Raw genomic sequence first — 21849 nt, forward strand, 5'->3', positions numbered from 1 at the left:
GTTAATGCGTCTCGAAATGGTCGTGGATCAGGCGATTGATCAGGCCAACGCCCCAGCCCGTCGCGCCTGCAGGCGCAAGGCGCGACTGCCCCTTTAGCGATGTGACGCCCGCAATATCAACATGCGCCCAAGCTGTCCCATCGGCAACAAAGCGTGACAAGAAGCGTGCGGCGATAATGGCACCGCCTTCAACGGCGCCTTTGTTCTTTACATCCGCCACCAGCGATTTGAGCGATTCATCAAAAGCGGGGCTCATCGGCATCGGCCAGATCCCTTCGGATTCGGCGCGCCCTGCGGCGGTCATCCAAGCGGTCAGCGTCTCGTCATTGCTGAACAGCCCCGCATATTCGCTGCCCAAAGCGGCGATGATATTGCCGGTCAGGGTCGCAAAATCGATCATATGGGTCGGCTTGAACCGTTTTTGCGCATACCACATCACATCGGCCAGCAGCAGGCGCCCCTCGGCATCGGTCGAGATGATCTCGACCGTATCCCCCTTCATCGAGGCGAATACATCGCCAGGACGATAGGCGTTGCCGGCGGGCATGTTTTCCACAAGGCCGACGACCCCCACCACATTCGCGCGCGCGCGGCGCAGGGCCAGCGTGCGCATGACGCCGCAGACAAGGCCTGCGCCGCCCATATCCATGGTCATCCGCTCCATCCCGCCGGGATTCTTCAGGCTGATGCCGCCGGTGTCGAAAATGACCCCCTTGCCAATCAGCGCAAGGGGCGGCTGCTCGGTATCGGTGGCGCCCTCCCAATGCATGATGGCGACTTTGGTCGGGCTGGTGCTGCCCTGTCCAACGGCCAGCAACAGGTTCATGCCAAGATCGCGCAGCGCGTCCTCGTCCAGAATTTCGATCTTCAGGCCGATATCGGCCATATCGGCGATCCGCTTGGCGAATTCGGTGGTGGTCAGGATGTTTGCAGGCTCGTTCACCAGATCGCGGGTAAAGAACACGCCCTCTGCCAGCGCGGCAAGGGGCGCGGCGGCGCGGGCGACAACCTCGGGGTGGCGCAGATAGAACACGACCTGGCCGCGCGGCGCGGGCGTTTTGGATTTGTGATCGCTGAACGCATAGGAACGCAGCGCCAGCGCATGGGCGACTTCCTCGACGCGGGTATGATGACCGGCAAAGATCGACAGACCGCCGGGGCCGGCATGGGCGGCCAAAGCGGCCCCAGCGGCACGCGCCTCGTCCACGCTGGGACGGGTCGGCAGGCTGACAACCAAAAGCTGCGTCGCGGTGATCCCGACAGGAAAGCCCAGCGTCAAAACGCCGCCCGGCCGCGCCGACAGCCAGGCTTCGCTTTCCAACAGCCGGGTCAGCGATTTGCGCATCGCCACATCCAGCTTGCGCAACTGCTGGTCCAACTTGCCCGCCGGATCGACAATCAGCGCCAGATTCTGGCCCAGATTGGCCAATTCGATATTGGACGAATCACGAAAGTCGATCGGCAATGGCGTGGTCATCTGGGGCCTTTCCTTCGCTCGGCAGCATCTTATCGCCACAGAGGTATCGCCTTGGGCCGATAAAAACCAGATATCAGTTCAATCGCCCCCGCCGATCCGCTATCTCTGCTTCAAGGATTGCGAACAGGAGAAGGCCATTGGGACGTTTCGACAGATATCTTCTGTCGCAGCTAATGACGCTGTTCGGCTTTTTCTCGTTGGTGCTGATCATGGTCTATTGGGTCAATCGCGCGGTCGCGCTGTTTGACCAGTTGATCTCGGACGGTCAGGGCATGTGGGTATTCGTGGAATTCACCGCACTGTCGCTGCCTGCGATCATCAAATTGGTGCTGCCCCTTTCTGCCTTTGTCGCAAGCGTTTACGTCGCAAATCGCCTCAGCGGCGAATCAGAATTGGTCGTGGTGCAATCGACCGGATTTTCACCCGCGCGCGTGATGCGGGCCGTTATGGTCTTTGGCTTGATCGCGGTCGTCATGGTCCAGATACTGGCGCATGTGCTGGTGCCACTCTCGAACCAGCGCCTGAATATCCGCCAGGCCGAAGTGACCCAGACCGCCACCGCCCGTATCCTGCGCGCGGGCGAGTTCATGACCCCGATCGCGGGTGTAACTTTATATATCCGCAGCATCACGCCCGAGGGCGAGCTGCAGGATGTCTTCCTGTCAGATAGCCGCGCCAGCCTTGCCGATACGATTTATACCGCGTCCCGCGCCTATATCGTGCGCACCGAACGCGCGCCGCAACTGGTGATGGTGGATGGCAGCATACAGAACCTGTCGCATCAAACCGAACGGATGAGCTTCACCACCTTTTCGGATTTCGCCTATGATCTCAGCTCGATCCTGCCCAGTGTTGATCCGGCGGCCCTCAGCCTGCGCAATGCGACAACGCTGCAATTGCTGCTGGCACGGGACGAGATGACCCTGCTGTTTGGCGCCGATAACATCCGCACCGAAATCCATGATCGTCTGAGCGAGCCTTTGCTGGGCCTGATCGGGCCGCTTTTGGGCTTTGCAACACTGTTGATCGGCGGATTTAGTCGTTTTGGCCTCTCGCGGCAGATCGCAGCGGCGGTGGGACTGGTCATTTTGGTGAAAATGATTGAATCGACAGCGACAGGCGCGATCCGCCGTGATGCTGGCCTATGGTGGACGCTATATCTGCCGGCCGTCTTCGGCCTTGGTATAACGGGACTGCTGTTGTTTTTGGCCGCAAGACCCCTGCTGTCACGGCGCATCAGCGCGCTGCTGACCTTTTGGCGGGGACGACCGGCATGATCCTGCACCGCTATTTTGCCCTGCGCTATTTCAAGGCTTTCTTAGGGACCGCCGCTGGCTTTTTCCTGATGCTGGTGATGATCGAATTGATCGAGCAATTGCGCCGCTTTGGCGGTCAAAGCGATTTCCCCGGCATCCTTGCACTGACCTTGCTGAATGTACCGGCAACGCTGTATCAAGTGCTGCCGCTGATCGTCATCATCTCGGCGCTGGTACTGTTTTTGGGGTTGGCGCGGTCGTCCGAAATGGTGGTAACCCGGGCGGCGGGACGCTCGGCTCTGATCGCGTTGATCGCGCCCGTGCTGATCGTCATGCTGATGGGTCTGCTGGCCGTGATGGCGTTCAACCCGATCGTCGCCTCGACCAGTCGCGAATATGACAATCGCATCGCGACGATTACCGGCAGCAGCCGCATTTTGCAGATTGGTGGCGATGCGATCTGGCTGCGCCAAGGCGATGAGGATGGCCAAAGCGTGATCCGTGCCGCCGCCTCGGACCCTGATGGCACAACGCTGCGCGGCGTCACAATGCTCTCTTATACCAACGACGGCATTCCGGCGCGGCGCATTGATGCGGCTGCGGCCACCCTTTCTGGCGATCACTGGCAGATGCAAAATGCAAAGGTCTGGCCCCTGAACACCGGCCAAAACCCCGAAGCCAGCGCCACCATCCACGCGACCCTTGCGGTGCCCTCGAACCTCAGCCCGGATGAAATCCGCAACAGTTTCGGCAACCCCGCCAGCATTTCGGTATGGGAGCTGCCCGCCTTTATCAAACGGATGGAGGATGCGGGCTTCACCGCTCAGCGGCAGATCGTGCATTTGCAATCAGAGCTTGCACTGCCCGCCTTTCTGGTTGCGATGATGCTGATCGCCGCCGTCTTTACGCTGCGCCACCAGCGCGGCGGACGTACCGGCATGATGGTGCTTTTTGCTGTTCTGATCAGCTTTTCGCTGTATTTCATTCGCAATCTCGCGCAGATCCTGGGTGAGAACGGCCAGTTGACGCCACTGCTGGCCGCTTGGGTGACGCCTTTGGCTGCAATTGCTCTGGGGGTTGGACTATTGCTGCATCTGGAGGACGGCTGAACTATGGCGCGGAAATTGAACCCGCCACGCGGATTTCTTGCAGCCGCAACGCTTGCGGTCTGCACCGCCGTTGGTGGCGCGCAGGCGCAAGATGTGCCGACGCTGTTGGCTGATAGCATCCGTGTGGACGATGCTGGCCGCCTGATCGCCGAAGGCCATGTGCAAGTCTTTTACGACGGCACGGCGCTATCCGCCGCGACCGTGATCTATGATCGCGAGAACGAGCAGCTTTCACTGACCGGCCCGATCCTGATCCAGCAGCCCGACGGCACTGCGATCACGGCCGAGGCGGGGCAGCTGGACCAGCGCCTGCGCGCGGGCCTGCTGGAAGGCGCGCGCATGGTGCTGAACCAGCAATTGCAACTGGCCGCCAGCGAAATTGAACAAAACGGCCAGGGCATCACTCAGCTGACGCGCGTTGCGGCAACCTCGTGCCAGGTCTGCGGCGATAGCACGCCTTTGTGGCAGATCCGCGCGGGTCGTGTTGTCCATGATGATGTGGCGCAGCAGATCTGGTTCGAAAACGCCACCTTTTTGATCAAGGGCGTGCCGCTTGCATGGCTACCCGTCTTGCGCGTGCCCGCCGCGGATGTGACCCGTGCCCAAGGGCTGCTGGCCCCGCGGACATGGTCAACCTCCGAGATGGGGTTTGGCATTATGCTGCCCTATTACATCCCTATCGGCACATCGCGCGACCTGACGCTGACGCCCTATTTTGCCGCGCGCGGCACCGCAATGCTGGGCCAATATCGCCAAGCGCTGACCTTTGGCGATATCAATGTGAATGCGATGGTCGGCAGCGACCAGTTGATCGAAGGCACCACCCGCCATTACATTGACGCAACCGGCAACTTCCGCCTTAGCGAGAATACAACGCTGTATTTCCGCTGGCAGGATGTATCGGACAGCGCCGTGATGAGCCATTACGGCTATTCCTATACCGACCGGCTGCAATCGGGGGTCGAGATCAGCCGGATCGAAGAAGACACAAAATCGAATTTCGGCTTTTGGGGCTATCGCAGCTTGCGCGACAGCGAAACCAATGACGCGCTGCCCCCCTATGTGGCCTTTGCCCGCTGGGAGCATGATACCACACCCAGTGTCATCGGTGGCAACCTGACCTATGGCATTGATTATCGCGGCCTATGGCGCACGGGCGATTACACCGGGCAGCTGGGGCGCGATGTGAACCGTCTTTATGTCTTTGGTGAATGGAACAAGACACTGACCTTGGACGGCGGGGCGCGGTTGCGGTTTGATGCGGCCAATACGGTGCTGGCCTATGGGATCAATGATGACCCGACCTATGACGACATCCTGCTGCGTATGCAGCCTGCTATTGCGGCGACATTGTCTTGGCCGTTGATCCGCGCGGATAACGCTGGCCGCACGCAGTATCTAGAGCCGATCATCTCGGTCGGCTGGTCGGAAGGTTACGGCCCGGCCGCCCCGAACGAAGATTCGCTGATCGCTGAAATGGACAGCGCCAATATCTTTGCCCTCAGCCGGCTACCCGGCGATGACGCAGTCGAACCCGGTGCCCGGCTGGGCTATGGTCTGCGCTATGCGATGTTCGATCCCAGCGGCTGGTCCGGTGCGCTGACCATCGGCCAGATCCTGCGGCAAGAAGAAGCCGATGGCCTTGCCCCGACCAGCGGCATGACCGACAAATCCAATGATATCTTGCTCGAGGCGGAACTGGTGCTGCCGGGCGGCCTTAGCATGGATGCGCGCACCTTGCTGGAGGACGATCTGTCGGGCTTTGGCAAATCCGAGATGCGGGTGAATTGGAACCGCGATACCCTTGGACTTTCAGCAGGTTACATCCATCTTCCCGCCGACCTGACCGAAGCGCGCGAGACGACAATTTCCGAGCTGACCTTTGATAGCAGCCTGAAACTGGATGATACTTGGTCGCTGGCCTCTAGCATCCGCTATGATATCGCCGCCGCCGATATGATGCGCGTCGGCTTTGATATCGGCTGGCAAAATGAATGCGTGATGGTAGACCTTTCGGTCGAGCGTCGCTACACATCGACATTGTATCTCGAGCCCTCGACCTCGGTCGGCCTTTCTGTCAGTTTGGCCGGCTTTTCGGTAGGCGGGACACGCAGGGCCAGCACGGCTTGCGGAATATGAGCGAACCCGGCAGGAGAAGGCCAATGATGCAAATGCCCGGCACATCTTTCAACGTGACAGCGAAAAACTGGCTGCGCGCGGCGCTGCTTGGCGCCTGCACCCTGGCGCTGCTGCCGCATGGCACCGCGGCACAGGGGCTGTTCTCGTCCGCAGTTACCGTGAATGATCGCGCCATCACCCAATATGAGGTGAACCAGCGCGCGCTGCTGTTGCAGTTCTTTAACACGCCGGGCGATGCGCAGCAAAATGCCCGCGAAAGCCTGATCGACGATGCGCTGCGCCAAGAGGAACTGGCCCGCTACACGATTGCGCTGACGGACGAGCAATATGACATGGCCTTGGCGGAATTTGCGGGCCGCGCCAATCTCACGCCTGCGCAATTGCTGGCGAATATGGGGCAGCTCGGCATCGATGGGGCAGCGCTGCGCGACTATCTGCGCGTCAGTGTGCTGTGGCGCGATTATGTGCGTGCCCGCTTTAACAGTACGATCACCGTGACCGAGGCCGATATCGACGCGTATATCGCCCGCGCCGCCACCGCATCGCAAGGAATGGAGATCCTGCTGTCCGAGCTGATCATGCCGCTGGTGCCCGGGCAAGAGCAGCAGATCCAACAGCTTGCACAGCAATTCTCGCAACTGACCAGCACGGCGGCCTTTTCGGACGCTGCGCGTGAATATTCGGTGACCAACAGCCGCGCCAACGGTGGCCAGATGGATTGGGTGCCGCTGGCCAACTTCCCGCCGGGGCTGCAAAATGTGCTGTCGGCGATGTCGCCGGGCCAGGTCACCGCGCCGCTGGGGATCGAAGGCGGCGTCGCCTTGCTGCAAGTGCGCGGCCTGCGCGAGGGGCGTATTGCGAACGCCTCGGTTGCCTCGGTCGAATATGCTGTGATGCAGGTGCCCTCGGTCGCTGCGGCAGAGCGGATCTTGCCGACCGTCGCGACCTGCGATGATCTCTACACCCATAATCTGCAAAATGCCGATGTCACCCTGACCCGCCAAAGCGTCGCGCCGGCGCAGGTGCCGGCCGAGGTTGCGCCCGTCATCAGCACGATGAACCCCGGCAATATCATTGCAACGCCCACCGCAAATGGCGCGACGATCACCATGCTTTGCGCCCGCAATATCACGCCGCCCCAAGGGCTGACGCGCGAGCTGGCCAGCAATCTGGTGCGCGGCGAGCGTCTGGAAAGCCGCGGCGACCGTATCATCGCCGAGCTGCGCGCGAATGCGGTGATCCGTTAACCATGACGATCGCCATCACCTGCGGCGAGCCTGCCGGCATCGGCCCCGAAATTGCCGTCAAAGCCTGGGCCGCGCTGCGGGATAAGATGCGGATGGTGTGGATCGGTGATCCGCGCCATCTGCCGATTGGCACGTCCTATACGGTGATTGATGATCCGCGCGGGTCGCTGCCTGCGGATAGCCTGCCCGTGCTGGCGCAAGATTACGGCCCCGCGCCGACGCCGGGCATTGCTGATCCGCGTTTGGCGGCTGGCGTCATTCACGCCATTGAAACCGGCGCTGCGCTGGCAATGGCCGGCCAGATCGACGGCATCTGCACCGCCCCCATCCACAAGGCCGCGCTGGTTCATGGCGCGGGTTTTGCCTATCCGGGCCATACCGAATTTCTAGCGGCGCTTGGCGGCGTAGATCGCGTGGTGATGATGCTGGCCTGCGATGCGCTGCGTGTCGTGCCGGTTACCATCCATATCGCGGTCGCCGATGTGCCTGCACGCCTGACGCCAGATCTGCTGGCCGAGACTTTGCGCCTGACCCATGCGGGCCTACAGCGCGACTTTGGCCTGAATGCGCCGCGCATCGCCGTGGCCGGTCTTAACCCCCATGCGGGCGAGGACGGGCTGATGGGGCGCGAGGAGATCACCTTGATCCGCCCCGTGCTGGATCAGTTGCGCGCCGAGGGGCTGGATCTGATCGGCCCCTTGCCCGCCGATACAATGTTCCACGCGGGCGCGCGCCAGCATTACGATGTCGCGGTCTGCATGTATCACGATCAGGCGCTGATCCCGATCAAAACATTGGATTTTGCAGGCGGCGTGAATGTCACGCTGGGCCTGCCGTTTATCCGCACCTCGCCCGACCATGGCACGGCCTTTGATATTGCGGGCAAGGGAATCGCTGATCCCGCCTCGATGATTGCAGCGTTGCGGATGGCGGGACAGATGGCTGCGGCCCGAAAGGTTTAATATGGCTGCGATTGATAACCTGCCCCCCCTGCGCGAGGTGATCGCCACGCATGGGCTGTCCGCCAAAAAGGCGCTGGGGCAGAATTTTCTGCTGGATCTGAACCTGACCGCCAAGATCGCGCGTCAGGCCGGTGATCTGTCAGGCTCGGATGTGCTGGAAATCGGCCCCGGCCCCGGCGGGCTGACCCGCGGCCTGCTGGCCGAGGGCGCGCGCCGCGTGCTGTCGATTGAAAAGGACGAGCGCTGCATCCCCGCGCTGGAGGAAATCGCCGACGCTTATCCGGGCCGTTTCAGCTATATTCAGGGCGACGCGCTGCAGGTCGACCCGCTGGCGCATCTGACGCCGCCCATTCGCGTCGCCGCCAACCTGCCCTATAATATCGGCACCGAGCTGCTGATCCGCTGGCTGACGCCGCCCCAATGGCCGCCGTTTTGGCAAAGCCTGACGCTGATGTTCCAGCGCGAAGTGGCCGAGCGGATCACCGCAAAGCCCGGCAGCAACCATTACGGCCGCCTTGCGATCCTGTCGCAATGGCGCGCCGATGCACGGATCGTGCTGGATCTGCCGCCGCAGGCCTTTACCCCGCCGCCCAAGGTCTCGTCCGCCGTGGTGCATCTGACCGCGCTGCCCGCGCCGCGTTTCCCCGCCGATCTGAAAGTGCTGGAGCGCGTCACCGCCGCCGCCTTTGGTCAGCGCCGCAAGATGCTGCGCGCCTCGCTGCGCGGCCTCGCGCCCGATATCGAGGATATCCTGACCTCGGTTGATATCAAACCAACAGAACGGGCCGAGCAGATCGATCTGGAACATTTCTGCGCCCTTGCGCGGGCGATCGCCGCGCAGACATAGCCGCGCAGACATAAAAGACCTCGGCATAAAAGAACCGGCCCAAGGGCCGGTTCTTTTTATTCTGCAGTTTCTGAGGCTGGCGCGTCTTCTGCCTTGCGCGGACGGCGCGGGGCACGTGGCTTTGCCTCGCCGTCATTGTTGCGCGGCGGGCGCGGGCGGCGGCGCGGGGCGGCAGGCTCGGCCGCCTCTTCGCTGACTGCGGCAACAGGCTCTTGGGTCACGGGCGCGACATAGGGCTCTGCCTCGGGTTGCGCCTCGTTGGCGTTTGTCATGGCGATTTCATCATCACCCAGATCGACAATCGCAAATTCTGCAGGCTCGCCTGCCTCTTGCGGGGCGTCGCCACCCTGACGCTGCCGCGAGGCACGCTCGCGGTCACGCTCGGCCTGACGGTCGCGGTTGGCCTGTTCAGCCTCCTCGCGGGCCCGATCAACCTCGCGCTGCGCCTCGGCCAGCATACGTGTGTAATGCTCGGCATGTTGCGCAAAGTTTTCAGCATTCACCCGGTCGCCCGACAATTGGGCATCGCGGTGAAGTTGGTTGTATTTTTCGATAATCTGCTGCGGCGTTCCGCGCACTTTTCCGTCCGGGCCCGAGCTATCGAACACACGGTTGATGATATTGCCACCAAAGGGACGGTTATTGCGATTCTTATTCCCGCGCGAGCGTGATTTAGAAGATCTCATAGGGCTTTAATCCAGCCTATTGATTGCTAATTGCAAATGCACCCCGCCCGACCCCAGATCACCAGATTGAGGCGACCATATGAAAGATCCGTTAAAGCGGGCGTTTGGCGTGGGAAGTCGTTTCTGCTTTCCTCGACGCTGGGTGCTAGGTAAGGCTATTATGCCGTGATAGCAAGCAAAAACGACGTGAAAACTTCGATTTTCCGCATCTATTGCGAAAAGACGAGGCAACGGTCACGGCCATCCAGATCGTGATGCAACTGGGCGGAGGTAAAGCCCGCCGCATCACCGATGGCACGGATCGCATCGGCCTGTGTCGGGCCGAATTCAACGATCACGCGGCCGGCGTCGGACAACAGGCGCGGCGCATCCGCCAAAATGGCGCGATAGGCCGCCAGCCCGTCACCGCCGTCCGTCAGCGCCATCGCAGGCTCCCAACCGGTGACCTCGGGCGACAGGCCCGCCATTTCATCCAGCGCGATATAAGGCGGGTTCGAAACGATCAGATCAAAGCGCCCAGTTGCCGCCATGCCCCAATCGGACAGGCTAAATTCAGCGCGCGTATCCAGCCCCAGCGCCACCGCATTGCGCTGTGCAACATCCAATGCCGCGGGCGATAGATCAACGCCCTGCCCCACCGCCTGCTGATTTTCTGCAAGCAAAGTCAGCAGGATACAGCCCGTTCCTGTCCCAATATCTAAAACACGGGTAAAAGGTTGCGCCAAAGCGGCGGCGATCAGAACCTCGGTCTCGGGGCGCGGATCGAGCGTGTCAGGCGTGACCAGAAAATTGCGACCATAGAACATGCGCTGGCCAATGATCTGCGCCACCGGCTGGCGTTTAGCGCGCTGTGCGATGGCGGCGTGAAAGGCGTCCGCCTGCGCCGCATTCACCACATCAGGCAGCACCAGCGTCAGACGGTCTGGTGCGACCCCCAAAGCATGGGCCAGCAGCAGACGCGCATCGCGGGCCGCGCCATCGACGCCCGCCGCATTCAACGCGGCAATCGCCTCGCGGATCAGCGCATTGCCGGTGATCACAATTCAGCCATTTCCGCCAGCAGCGTTGCCTGCGCATCGGCAACCAGCGCATCGACGATCTCATCCAGATCGCCCTGCAGGATCTGATCCAGCCGGTACAGCGTCATATTGATGCGGTGATCGGTCATGCGCCCCTGCGGGAAATTATAGGTGCGGATGCGCTCACTGCGGTCGCCCGATCCGACCTGTGCTTTGCGATCGGCCGAGCGCGCGCCATCGACGCGGCTGCGTTCCATATCGTACAGGCGGGCACGCAGCACATCCATCGCCAACTCGCGGTTGCGATGCTGCGATTTTTGCGAGCTGGTAACGATAATGCCGGTCGGCAAGTGGGTGATCCGCACGGCGGAATCGGTGGTATTCACATGCTGGCCACCCGCGCCCGATGCGCGCATCGTGTCGATACGGATATCGCCGGGGTTGATCTCGATATCCACGGCCTCGGCCTCGGGCAGGACGGCGACCGTCGCGGCAGAGGTATGAATGCGCCCGCCGCTTTCGGTCTCGGGCACGCGCTGCACGCGGTGCACACCGGATTCGTATTTCATACGGGCGAAGACGCCCTCGCCCTCGATCCGGACGACGACTTCTTTGATGCCGCCCAGCTCGGTTTCGGCCTCTTCGATAATCTCGAACCGCCAGCCCTTGCTTTCGGAATAGCGCTGATACATGCGCAGCAGGTCGGCGGCGAACAGGGATGCCTCATCCCCGCCGGTGCCCGGACGGATTTCCAGCATCGCGGGGCGACCGTCTGCGGCATCGCGCGGCAACAGCGCCTTTTGCATCTCGATCTCGGCTTCGGCAAAGGCGGTGCGCAGACGCGGCAGCTCTTCCTCGGCAAAGGCCCGCATATCGGGATCGGCCAGCCATTCCTCGGCACTGGCAAGGTCCGCCTCCAGCGCTTGGTAACGCGCGAGCGTGTCGACCACGGGCTTTAGCTCGGAATATTCGCGGCCAAGGGCGGCGATTTCCGCGCCCGACAGGCCGGATTGCATCTTGGCCTCCAGAAACTGGAAGCGATCGGTCAGTTGAGCGAGTTTTTCAGCGGGTATCATGGCGCTTCAATGCCCGCAGGCAACGGGCGGGTCAAGCGGGCGCGCGCCCCGCGCGCACTTGACGCGCCCGCCCCGCACCGTCACATCTGTGCCGTAAGGCCAAGGGAGCAGCCATGATTTACGATTCCGCCCAAAGCTGGCGCGATGCGCCGCAAAAGCGCGTGCTGTTTTTCGGCATGTCCGGCCTTGGAAAAACCCATGTCAGCCAGATCCTGCGCGATCAGGGCGACTGGTTTCACTATTCCATCGATTACCGCATTGGCACGCGATATCTGGGCGAGGACATCGCCGATAACGCTAAACGCGAGGCGATGAAGAACCCCTATTTGCGCGAATTGTTGATGAGCGATTCGATCTATATCGCATCGAACATCACCTTTGCGAACCTAAAGCCCGTCTCGATGTGGCTAGGCAAACCCGGTGACGTGGCCGAGGGCGGTCTGCCGTTTCCCGAATACCAGCGCCGCCAAGACCTGTTCCGCCGCGCCGAGGAAGCCGCCCTGCTGGATACCACCAGCTTTATCGAACGGGCGGAAAGCATCTATGGCTATCCGCATTTCATCTGCGACACCGGCGGGTCGATTTGCGAATGGGTCGATCCCGAAAACCCTGACGACCCCATCCTGAAAGCGCTGTCTGCCAGCACGCTGATGATCTGGATCAAAGGGACCGAGGATCATACTGCTGAACTCATCCGCCGCTTTGATCGCGCGCCAAAACCAATGGCTTATCAACCGGCGTTCCTGGCGCGGGCCTGGGCGGATTACCTGGTCGAGAAGGATCTTGCGGCGGATAAGGTGAACCCCGACGATTTCATCCGCTGGACCTATGCCAAGGCGCTGGCGCATCGCCAGCCGCTTTATGCGGCGATGGCGCGTCATTGGGGCGTGACGGTGACGGCGCAGCAGATCGCAGATGTGCGCAGCGCCGCCGATTTCGATGATCTGATCGCTGCGACCTTGGACGGGCGAATGCGGGGCTGAACACCAGTCTGTGCGGGGGCCTGTGCAGCAGCGCACACCGCTGCCCCTTGCCGCCGTTCCCCCATCGGCTTACATCAGCCGCCACTCCATAAGGTCCAAAGATATGCCCATTAAACTGCCAGAAAACCTGCCCGCATACGACGTTCTTTCGCGCGAAGGCGTGATGGTAATGTCGGATGACCGCGCAGGCCGGCAGGATATCCGCCCCTTGCGCATCGGCCTGCTGAACCTGATGCCGAAAAAGATCCAGACCGAAAACCAGTTCGCCCGGCTAATCGGCGCGACGCCTTTGCAGATCGAGCTATCGCTGATCCGTATGAGCGAGCATCAGACCAAGAACACCGCCGCCGAGCATATGGAAGAATTTTACCGTCCCTTTTCCGATATCGAGGCGAGCGGCGAGAAGTTTGACGGGCTGATCATCACCGGCGCGCCGATCGAACATCTGCCCTATGAGGATGTGACCTATTGGGAGGAACTGCGCCGCGTGTTCGACTGGACGCGTGACAATGTCTATTCGACCTTTGGCGTCTGCTGGGGCGCGATGGCGATGGCCTATCATTTCCACGGCGTGCAAAAGCATGATCTGCCGCATAAGGCGTTCGGTTGTTTCGCGCATCCGGTGGCGCGCTCGGCCTCGCATATCCTGCGCGGGCTGTCGGACGAGGTCTATGTGCCCGTCTCGCGCTGGACAGAGCTGCGCGAGGATGAGATCCGCGCCGCCGAGGGGCTCGACGTGCTGATCTCCTCGCCCGAGACCGGGCCCTGCCTGCTCGAGGAAGCGGCGCAGCGTCGGCTGTATGTGTTCAACCATTTCGAATACGACAATGACACGCTGAAACAGGAATATGATCGCGACGTGGCCAATGGCACGCCGATCAATGTGCCGCAGAATTACTATCCGCAGAACGACCCGGCGCAGGTGCCGAAAAACCTGTGGCGCGGCGCGGCCCATCTGATCTATGGCAACTGGATCAATGACATCTATCAGGGCACGCCCTATAATCTGGCGGAACTGACGCGGCCTTAAAGGGGGGGCAGTGTGGCGAAAAGCGGCTATCACCACGGCAACCTACGGCCAGCGCTGCTGAATGCGGCGCTGGCGCTGATCGAGGAAAAGGGCCCAACCGGCTTTACCCTCTCCGAGGCCGCCCGTCAGGCGGGTGTCACCCCCGCCGCCATCTATCGCCATTTTGCAGGCCGCGATGACCTGCTGATCGCCGCCGCCATTCAGGGCCACCAGATTTTGGCGCAGAACATGGCCGCGATCATTGTCGAGGACGCCGCCCCTGACGTGATCCTGCGCGCCGCTGGGCGGGTCTTTCTGGATTTCGCTCGCAGCCATCCGGGCCATTACATCGCCATGTTTGAAAGCGGCCTGCATCCGGGGGTGAATGCTGATCTCGACAGCGCGGGCGCCGGCACCCAAGCGGTGATGACCCGCGCCACCCAGCGCCTGCTGGAGGGTAGCGATATCGATGGCAAGATGGTGACCGCCCATATGCTGGCGCTGTGCCACGGCATGGTCGAGCTGTTTGCCCGCGGCCCAAAGGGCGCAGCCAACACCGAAAAGATGCTGGACAGCGCCCTGCAGATCTATCTGCGCGGGATCAGGGCCTAATCCTTCAGCACCACCAGCGAGCGTTCGTCCCACGCCACACGGGTTTTCTCGCCCACGTTCAGCACAGGGCGGCTGATCAGGTTCTTCATCGAGATGGTCAGCGGTTTTTCAACGCCCGCGATACGCACGTCGTAATAGGTCATATCGCCGTAATAGACGACCTCGTCGACGGTGCCTTCGACGATGCGGCGGTCGGTCTGTTCGCCCTCATACAAGATCGCCAGCGTCTCGGGCCGGATGCCGATGGTGGTCTGGCCGATCTCGGCGCCGCCGGGCGCCTGTTCGCGCGCAACGGTGCTAAGGCCAAGACCCGTGACATCCACCTGCACGGCGGTATCTGTCACTTCCAACACCTTGGCATCAAAGAAGTTCATCTTACCGATGAACGAGGCCACGCGCTTGCTGATCGGGCGGCGATACAGCGTTTCCGGATCTGCCAACTGCCCGATATTACCCTCGAACATGACGGCGATGCGATCGGACATGACCAGCGCCTCTTCTTGGTCGTGGGTGACCAGAATAAAGGTGATGCCAACCTGACGCTGCAGCTTGATCAGCTCGACCTGCATATGCTCGCGCATGTTCTTGTCCAGCGCCGATAGCGGCTCATCGAGCAGCAGCACTTTCGGCTTCAGGATCAGCGCCCGCGCCAGCGCCACGCGTTGCCGCTGACCGCCCGATAGCGCATTGGCGGCGCGTTTGCCGAAACCGGCAAGGCCGACCATCTGCAACGCCTCGGCCACAGCGGCGGCCTTCTCGGTCTTGCTGCGGGGGTCTTTGCGCAGGCCAAAGGCGACGTTTTCCTCAACCGACAGATGCGGAAAGATCGCATAGGACTGGAACACCATATTCGTCGGGCGTTCATTGGCGGGGACGTTGCGCATGTCCTTGCCGTCGATCAGCATGACGCCATCGCCGATCTGTTCGAACCCGGCAATGGTGCGCAGCAAGGTGGTCTTGCCACAGCCCGACGGCCCCAGCAGCGAAAAGAATTCGCCCTTGCCGATATTGAGGTCAATGCCGCGCAGGGCGTGGTAATCACCATACCATTTGTGAATGCCGCGCAGGGTAATCAATTCTTCTTTCACAGGAAGCCTCCGGTGTTCTTAACCCCTGCCCGCGCAAGACCGCGGCGACGGAAAAATTCAGCAATAACAAGCAACAGGATCGACAGCGCCACCAAAATCGTGCCCAGCGGCATCACCACCGGCAATTGGTTGATATTGCGCGTCAGACCCCAGATATAGACCGGCATCGTCGGGCTAGAGCCTGTCAGGAAGGATGCGATAATATATTCGTCCAGGCTGATCGTGAACGAAATCAGCAGCGAAGAGACGATCCCCGGCGTGATCAGCGGCAGCGTCACACGCACAAAGGCCGACCATTCTGTCTCGCCCAGATCCAGCGCAGCCTCTTCCAGCGCGGGATCGATGTTCGAAAACGCGCCGTTCAGGATTGCCATGGTAAAGGGCATGGTGATCAGCGTATGCGCCGCGATCAAAATCCATGCGTTCAGCGTCAGCCCCAACAGTTGCACCGCGATCACCAGCAGCGCCACGGCCATGATAATCTCGGGCATGACCAGCGGCGCCATGATCAACCCCATGATCCCGGCCTTGAAGGGAAAGCGGTAAAGCGTGCCGGCGCGCGCGGCCGCCATGCCAAGGATCGTCGCGAAAATCGCGCTCATCATCGCGACGAACAGCGAATTCTTGACCGCCTCGATCAATACGCGATTGCCCCACAGGGATTCGAACCAGCGGGTCGAAAACCCTTGCAGCGGAAAGGCAATGATCGTGCCAGAGTTAAAGGCGAACACCGGCAGCAGCGCGATCGGCGCGTAAAGAAAGATTAGGTAAAGGACGGCATAGCCGCGCAGGCCCCAGGATTTCATTGTCGCCCTCCCAGCCAGCGACTGCACAGCAGCACAAAGATCAGACTCACAACCCCCACCGAGACCATCGAGATCACCGCAAGCGCCGCCCCCAAGGTCGGCTTGTTGATCCCAAGGAACATGCTTTGGATCATATTGGCCATCAGCTTGCCCCCCGGCCCGCCCAGCAGTTCGGGCGTGACGAAATCGCCGACGGTCGGGATAAAGACGATCAGCACCGAGGCCACGATCCCTGTCATAGACAGCGGCAGTGTCACGCGGATGAAGGTCATGAATTTATTCTCGCCGAGGTCAAGCGACGCCTCGAGGAACGAGCGGTCGATCTTTTCCAGCGCAACGAAGATCGGCAGGATCGCAAACGGCGCATAGGAATGGGCCAGCGTGATCACCACCGCCCCCATATTATAGTTGATCGCCTGCAACGGCTCGTCGATGACGCCGACCCACATCAGGGCCGAGTTGATGACACCGTTATAGCCAAGGATCACTTTCCACAGCACGACGCGGATCAGATAGGATGTCCAGAACGGGATGGTAATCAGCAGCAGCCACAGGGCTTTGCGGCTGGGGTCCACCTTGAACGAGACGAAATAGGCAATTGGATAGGCCAGCAGCACCGTGACCAATGTCACCAGGCCCGACACCAGCAGCGAACGCCCGAGCAGCAAACGGTACAGCGGATGACCGACCGCCTCTTGATAATTCGCAAGGGTAAAGGTCGTGTCTAGCGTAAAGCCCTGACGGCTCCAAAAGCTGAGCAGCACGACAGCGCCCAGCGGGATCGCCAGCATGACCAGCGCGAATAGAAAGGGCGGTGAAACAAGCAGCAGCCCTTTGCGGGCGCCCGGATCACTTAGCATACCTGTTGCCATCGTCTCAGCTTTTCCCTTGCCGTGCCAGTCTCATGCCGTGTCAGTCCCATGGTTGGCCATTGATCAGCGCCTTGGCAACTGATTTTCGGCCCCGCTTACTTATGGGAGCGAAAAATGCAAAAGGGCGCGCCAAAAGGCACGCCCCAATGGTGCGGCAAAAGCCGAAAAATTAGCGCTTCGAGAACTGGAAGCTACGACGGGCTTTCGCCTTACCGTATTTCTTACGCTCGACGACGCGGCTGTCGCGGGTCAGGAAGCCAGCGGCTTTCAGCGCGGGACGCAGGCTGGGGTCGAACAGTTGCAGCGCCTTCGAGATGCCGTGCTTGACAGCACCGGCTTGGCCCGAAAGACCACCGCCAACAACGGTTGCGACAACGTCGAACTGGTCGACAACGCCGGCCACTTGGAACGGCTGACGCAGGATCATTTGCAGCACGGGGCGTGCGAAATAAACCGGCAGCTCGCGACCGTTGACGGTCACTTTGCCCGAACCGGGTTTGATCCAAACGCGAGCGACAGCGTCTTTACGCTTGCCGGTTGCATAGGAACGGCCCAGCGCGTCGCGAACGGGTTCGCGGGGGGCAGCGACGGCGACGACAGTTGCAGCTTCACCAGCAGCAACGGCCAGCTGATCCAGCGATTTGATCTGATCGGCCATGATTACGCGGTCCTCGTGTTCTTTTTGTTCCACGAAGCGACGTCCAGAACCTCGGGGTTCTGTGCTTCATGGGTGTGGGCGGTGCCCGCAAAAACGCGCAGGTGGGTCAGCTGAACGCGGCTCAGGCGGTTGCCCGGCAGCATGCGCTTGACAGCCTGCATGATGACGCGCTCGGGGTATTTACCCTCGAGGATCTCGCCCGTGGTGCGCGACTTGATGCCGCCCGGGTGGCCGGTGTGCCAGTAGTTGGGCTTTTCGCGCTTGTCGCCGGTCACCTGCACTTTTTCAGCGTTGATGACGATGACATTGTCACCCATGTCCATGTGGGGGGTGAACGACGGCTTGTGCTTGCCGCGCAGACGCATGGCGATAATCGAGGCAAGACGGCCCAGAACAACGCCTTCAGCGTCGATCACGACCCACTTTTTCTCGATATCCGCCGGAGTAGCGGTAAAGGTTTTCATTGTCTTATCCAGAATACGTGGACGCCCTGCGGCGCCCCTGATTGGTATGCGTGGCTTATAGGCGGATTTCCGGGGCCGTCAAGGCACCGATATTTAATAAAATCGTTAAATATCAGTGCTTTATAAAAACGGTATTATTTTACCCCATTAAATCCCGTAAAGCGCGCCGAATTTTTGCTGCAAGTAGGCCAGCAGCGGCGCTTCCGTTGGGGCAAAGCCAGCCGCGCGGGTGATCAGATCGGCAGGCGCATAAAGGCCGCCATGCTGCTGCACCTTGCCGCGCAGCCAGTCCAGCGCAGGCGCAGGATTGCCCGCCGCCAGCGCATCATCCAGATCCGGCAGATCGGCGCGCAAAGCCTGATGCAGGCAGCCCGCATAGATATTGCCCAGCGCATAGGTCGGGAAATAACCGAACAGACCTGCGGGCCAATGCACATCCTGCAACACGCCCATCACCGGATTTGGCACCGTCAGGCCGAAATCGGCGGCGAAACGTGTGTTCCATGCCTCTTCCAGATCGGCAACAGCCAGATCACCGGCGATCAGCGCGCGCTCGAGGTCAAAGCGCATCATGATATGCAGATTGTAATGCACCTCATCCGCCTCAGTGCGGATAAAGCCGGGTGCGACGCGGTTCACGGCGCGGGCGAAAGTGCCCGCATCGCTGATGCCGAAATCGCCGAACATGTCCCGCATCTGGCCAAACAGCCAACCGGCAAAGGCAGGGCTGCGCGCCAGTTGGTTTTCATAGATCCGGCTTTGGCTTTCATGCACGCCCATCGAAACACCCTCGCCCAGCGGCGTCAGGGCAAAATCGGCGCGGATGTTCTGCTCGTATGTCGCGTGGCCGACCTCGTGAATGGTCGAATAGAAACAGTTGAACGGATCGGCGGCATCGGTGCGGGTGGTGATCCGCACATCCGCGCCCGAACCGGACGAGAACGGATGCACCGCCTTGTCGATCCGCCCGCGCGACAGGTCATAGCCAAAGGCCAGCGCCAACTCCTGCGACAGGGCCATCTGCTGCGCCTCATCGAAATGGCCGTTCAAATGCGGCGCAGGCGGTTTTTCCGCGATGGCGGCGCGCAGGTCCACCAGACCGGGGCGCAGAGCGCTGAAAATCGCGGTCAGGCGCGCGGCGCTCATACCCGGCTCATAGCCGTCCAGCAGCGCGTCATAGGCATCGCCGCCATCGGCCAGCGCCTGTGCCTGCGCGACTTGCAGCGCAACGACCTGCTGCAGCGTCGGCAGGAAGCCTGCCAGATCGCCAGCCTTGCGCGCCGCGATCCAGCGGTGCTGCGAGATCGCATTGACGCGGGCCGCCTCGGCCGCAAGCTCGGCGGGAATGCGGCTCGAGCGGTCAAAGCCGCGCTGCGCCCGCGCCACCATGGCGCGTTGCACATCATCCACGGGGTTCGCGCCCGCCAGCAGATCGGCAAAGGCGGGCGCGGTGCGGCGGGCGTGGATCACTTCCTCCAGCGCGGCGATTTCCTCGGCGCGCTGATCGGCGGCGCCCTCGGGCATCACCGTTTCCTGATCCCAGCCAAGGCGGCCAGCCACCTGCCCCAGCGCCTCGGTCGTGCGAAGATAGGTCAGTAACGCATCATAAGACATCATCAGCCCCGCAGTTTATCGGCATAGGGGAACCGCGCCAGATAACGCAGGTAGATCACCGCCATCCACAGCGCGACCGCGCCGAATTGGTGCGTGATCGCCAATTCCAAGGGCGAGGCATGCAGCACGGTCACAATGCCCAGCGCCATCTGCACCACCATCAGCGCCAGCACGACATTGCTGGCAAAGCGCGTCCGTTGATGCGGCGAGCGGCGCGTGCGCCACCATGTATACACGCCGAACAGGAACAGCAAATAGGCGGTGCCACGGTGCATGAACTGCACAGTGCCTTCGTTTTCAAAGAAATTCCGCCAGCTCGGCACCAGCGAGAACGGCTCGGGCGGGAAGAAACTATCGCCCATCAGCGGCCATGTCGGAAAGGACCGACCCGCGTCGATGCCCGCGACTAGCGCGCCCAGCAGGATCTGCGCAATGGTCAGGCCCATCATCACATTCGCCAGGGTGAATAGCGAGCGCTCTTGCGCGCGGCCCGCAACCCGCAGGTCAGCGCCGGTGCGATCCAGCAGCAGGAAGAACCACCACATGACGCCCAAGGTAATAAAGGCAAGGCCAAGATGTGTCGCCAGACGGTAAGAGGCCACAGCAACCATACCGTCCTGCAGACCCGAATGCACCATCCACCAGCCGACAGCGCCCTGAATACCGATCAGCACACCAATGCTGAACAGACGGCCCGTCCATGCGGGCGGGATACGTTTGGTGGCCCAAAAACCGATGAAACCAATCGCCCAGAACAGCCCAAGGAAACGCCCCAACTGGCGGTGACCCCATTCCCACCAAAAGATGAATTTGAATTCATCGACGGTCATATTGGCGTTCAGTAGATGGAACTGCGGGATTTGCTGATATTTTTCGAACTCGGCCAGCCATGCGGCCTGCGTCAGAGGCGGCAGCGCGCCGGTCAGCGGACGCCATTCGGTGATCGACAGGCCAGAATCCGTCAAACGGGTCAGGCCGCCGATGACAACCATCGCCATCACCATAAAGAACATCACCGCCAGCCAGATGCGGATCGCACCGCGGGCCGGACGGCGGCCGCCGTCGATCCCGCCGGGCTTGGGGGTGGACTTTGTCTCGGTCGAGACCTCTTCGAAGAGCTTGCGGGGGGTGGTCGCCATCGTTTCCTCCAGCTTTAACCGCGATTGCGCAGCAATTGGCGCAAGATACCATGCAGCGTCGCCGTATCGGCGCGCGTCAGGGGCATCCTGCTCCACAGATTACGCAGGTTCAGTTTCATACTTTGGGCTTTATGTTCGGGAAAGAAAAAGCCTGCCTCGTCAAGGCGCTCTTCGAAATGGGTGGCCAGCGCCTCGATATCGGCGTTATTGGCCCATTCCGCCCCGGCCATCTCGATCCGCTCGTCCACCACGGCATCTGCGGCGCGGCGCCATTCATAGGCGGTCAGCAGCACGCATTGCGCAAGGTTCAGCGAGGGGAATTCAGGGTTCACCGGCACCGTGATGATCACATTCGCGCGGGCGATATCGTCGTTTTCCATCCCGGCGCGCTCCGGCCCGAACATGATCGCGACCTTTTCGCCGCGGGCGATGCGCGCATGGGCATCGCGCAGCGCGGCTTCGGGCGACATGACGGGCTTGGTCAGGCCGCGCGGGCGGGCGGTGGTCGCATAGACAAAGGTGCAATCGGCAATCGCCTCGGCGGTGGTCGCATAAAGCTGCGCCTCGTCCAGCAGGCGTCCCGCGCCCGAGGCCATGGCCACCGCCTTTTCATTGGGCCAGCCGTCGCGCGGGGCAATGACCCGCATCCGGTCGAGGCCAAAGTTCCACATCGCCCGCGCTGCGGCGCCGATGTTTTCCCCCATCTGGGGCTGGATCAGGACAAAGGCGGGCTGGGGCGTTGCAGTTGGCATGGATCTTCCAAGGCTGGTTCCAAGGCTGGTTATC

21 protein-coding genes are annotated in these 21849 nt (G+C 61.4%); 9 read left to right on the forward strand and 12 right to left on the reverse strand.

Going from position 1 to position 21849, the window contains the following annotated elements; all coding sequences use genetic code 11:
* Nucleotide 1 precedes the first annotated feature (1 nt).
* Nucleotides 2-1477 carry a leucyl aminopeptidase gene (locus tag KVU_RS06000; RefSeq protein WP_013384451.1) on the reverse strand — a complete coding sequence of 492 codons (1476 nt, stop codon included), beginning with the start codon at nucleotides 1475-1477 and terminating at the stop codon, nucleotides 2-4.
* 137 nt (nucleotides 1478-1614) lie between these two features.
* Here KVU_RS06000 and lptF point away from each other — a divergent pair, with 137 nt between their 5' ends.
* Genes lptF through rsmA form a run of 6 tightly spaced genes read left to right on the forward strand, consistent with a single transcriptional unit; the run spans nucleotide 1615 to nucleotide 9037 of the window.
* The gene (gene lptF, locus KVU_RS06005; RefSeq protein ID WP_013384452.1) at nucleotides 1615-2754 is read left to right on the forward strand and encodes an LPS export ABC transporter permease LptF; all 1140 of its coding nucleotides are present in this window, start codon (nucleotides 1615-1617) and stop codon (nucleotides 2752-2754) included.
* Entirely contained in the window at nucleotides 2751-3842 is a 1092-nt protein-coding gene (gene lptG, locus KVU_RS06010; protein WP_014537773.1) for an LPS export ABC transporter permease LptG, read from the forward strand. The genes lptF and lptG overlap by 4 nt, the downstream gene beginning before the upstream one ends.
* A gap of 3 nt (nucleotides 3843-3845) precedes the next feature.
* On the forward strand, nucleotides 3846-5981 hold the full coding sequence (locus tag KVU_RS06015; RefSeq protein WP_013384454.1) for an LPS-assembly protein LptD: 2136 nt from the start codon (nucleotides 3846-3848) through the stop codon (nucleotides 5979-5981).
* A gap of 23 nt (nucleotides 5982-6004) precedes the next feature.
* Nucleotides 6005-7228, forward strand: a complete 1224-nt coding sequence (locus tag KVU_RS06020; protein WP_060486259.1) for a peptidylprolyl isomerase — start codon at nucleotides 6005-6007, stop codon at nucleotides 7226-7228.
* Nucleotides 7229-7230: 2 nt separating this feature from the next.
* The gene (gene pdxA, locus KVU_RS06025) at nucleotides 7231-8190 is read left to right on the forward strand and encodes a 4-hydroxythreonine-4-phosphate dehydrogenase PdxA (RefSeq protein ID WP_013384456.1); all 960 of its coding nucleotides are present in this window, start codon (nucleotides 7231-7233) and stop codon (nucleotides 8188-8190) included.
* 1 nt (nucleotide 8191) lies between these two features.
* The gene (gene rsmA / locus KVU_RS06030) at nucleotides 8192-9037 is read left to right on the forward strand and encodes a 16S rRNA (adenine(1518)-N(6)/adenine(1519)-N(6))-dimethyltransferase RsmA (RefSeq protein ID WP_013384457.1); all 846 of its coding nucleotides are present in this window, start codon (nucleotides 8192-8194) and stop codon (nucleotides 9035-9037) included.
* Between the two features lie 56 nt (nucleotides 9038-9093).
* On the opposite strand, the gene KVU_RS06035 is transcribed toward rsmA, so the two are convergent.
* The 3 genes from KVU_RS06035 to prfA form a co-directional block, all read right to left on the reverse strand.
* On the reverse strand, nucleotides 9094-9723 hold the full coding sequence (locus tag KVU_RS06035; protein ID WP_013384458.1) for a DUF4167 domain-containing protein: 630 nt from the start codon (nucleotides 9721-9723) through the stop codon (nucleotides 9094-9096).
* Nucleotides 9724-9932: 209 nt separating this feature from the next.
* Nucleotides 9933-10763: a peptide chain release factor N(5)-glutamine methyltransferase gene (gene prmC, locus KVU_RS06040; protein WP_013384459.1), complete on the reverse strand. Its 831-nt coding sequence runs from the start codon at nucleotides 10761-10763 to the stop codon at nucleotides 9933-9935.
* Nucleotides 10760-11818 (reverse strand): peptide chain release factor 1, encoded by a 1059-nt coding sequence (prfA, locus tag KVU_RS06045; RefSeq protein WP_013384460.1) that lies wholly within the window; start codon nucleotides 11816-11818, stop codon nucleotides 10760-10762. Before prfA ends, prmC begins: the two co-directional genes overlap by 4 nt.
* A 113-nt stretch (nucleotides 11819-11931) precedes the next feature.
* On the opposite strand from prfA, the gene KVU_RS06050 reads away from it, so the two are divergent.
* The 3 genes from KVU_RS06050 to KVU_RS06060 all read left to right on the forward strand — a co-directional run bounded on the left by KVU_RS06050 (nucleotide 11932) and on the right by KVU_RS06060 (nucleotide 14422).
* Entirely contained in the window at nucleotides 11932-12801 is an 870-nt protein-coding gene (locus KVU_RS06050; RefSeq protein ID WP_013384461.1) for a hypothetical protein, read from the forward strand.
* Between the two features lie 103 nt (nucleotides 12802-12904).
* Complete coding sequence (locus KVU_RS06055) at nucleotides 12905-13831, forward strand: homoserine O-succinyltransferase (RefSeq protein ID WP_013384462.1); 927 nt, start codon at nucleotides 12905-12907, stop codon at nucleotides 13829-13831.
* Nucleotides 13832-13843: 12 nt separating this feature from the next.
* Nucleotides 13844-14422, forward strand: a complete 579-nt coding sequence (locus KVU_RS06060) for a TetR/AcrR family transcriptional regulator (protein ID WP_013384463.1) — start codon at nucleotides 13844-13846, stop codon at nucleotides 14420-14422.
* Here the strand turns inward: KVU_RS06060 and KVU_RS06065 are convergent.
* The 8 genes from KVU_RS06065 to KVU_RS06100 form a co-directional block, all read right to left on the reverse strand.
* Nucleotides 14419-15510, reverse strand: a complete 1092-nt coding sequence (locus KVU_RS06065; RefSeq protein ID WP_013384464.1) for an ABC transporter ATP-binding protein — start codon at nucleotides 15508-15510, stop codon at nucleotides 14419-14421. The genes KVU_RS06060 and KVU_RS06065 overlap by 4 nt on opposite strands.
* On the reverse strand, nucleotides 15507-16316 hold the full coding sequence (locus KVU_RS06070) for an ABC transporter permease (protein WP_013384465.1): 810 nt from the start codon (nucleotides 16314-16316) through the stop codon (nucleotides 15507-15509). The genes KVU_RS06065 and KVU_RS06070 overlap by 4 nt, the downstream gene beginning before the upstream one ends.
* Nucleotides 16313-17188, reverse strand: a complete 876-nt coding sequence (locus tag KVU_RS06075; RefSeq protein WP_013384466.1) for an ABC transporter permease — start codon at nucleotides 17186-17188, stop codon at nucleotides 16313-16315. The genes KVU_RS06070 and KVU_RS06075 overlap by 4 nt, the downstream gene beginning before the upstream one ends.
* A gap of 169 nt (nucleotides 17189-17357) precedes the next feature.
* Nucleotides 17358-17846 carry a 30S ribosomal protein S9 gene (gene rpsI, locus KVU_RS06080; protein ID WP_013384467.1) on the reverse strand — a complete coding sequence of 163 codons (489 nt, stop codon included), beginning with the start codon at nucleotides 17844-17846 and terminating at the stop codon, nucleotides 17358-17360.
* 2 nt (nucleotides 17847-17848) lie between these two features.
* Nucleotides 17849-18310 carry a 50S ribosomal protein L13 gene (rplM, locus tag KVU_RS06085; protein ID WP_013384468.1) on the reverse strand — a complete coding sequence of 154 codons (462 nt, stop codon included), beginning with the start codon at nucleotides 18308-18310 and terminating at the stop codon, nucleotides 17849-17851.
* Between the two features lie 147 nt (nucleotides 18311-18457).
* A complete protein-coding gene (locus KVU_RS06090) occupies nucleotides 18458-19927 on the reverse strand; it encodes a carboxypeptidase M32 (protein WP_013384469.1) in 1470 nt (489 codons plus the stop codon).
* Nucleotides 19927-21063, reverse strand: coding sequence for a heme A synthase (ctaA, locus tag KVU_RS06095; RefSeq protein ID WP_013384470.1), 1137 nt, complete (start codon nucleotides 21061-21063; stop codon nucleotides 19927-19929). The genes KVU_RS06090 and ctaA overlap by 1 nt, the downstream gene beginning before the upstream one ends.
* Nucleotides 21064-21077: 14 nt before the next feature.
* Nucleotides 21078-21815: an RNA methyltransferase gene (locus tag KVU_RS06100; protein ID WP_013384471.1), complete on the reverse strand. Its 738-nt coding sequence runs from the start codon at nucleotides 21813-21815 to the stop codon at nucleotides 21078-21080.
* Nucleotides 21816-21849 lie beyond the last annotated feature (34 nt).

The sequence above is a fragment of the Ketogulonicigenium vulgare WSH-001 genome, from assembly GCF_000223375.1.
GTDB lineage: Bacteria > Pseudomonadota > Alphaproteobacteria > Rhodobacterales > Rhodobacteraceae > Ketogulonicigenium > Ketogulonicigenium vulgare.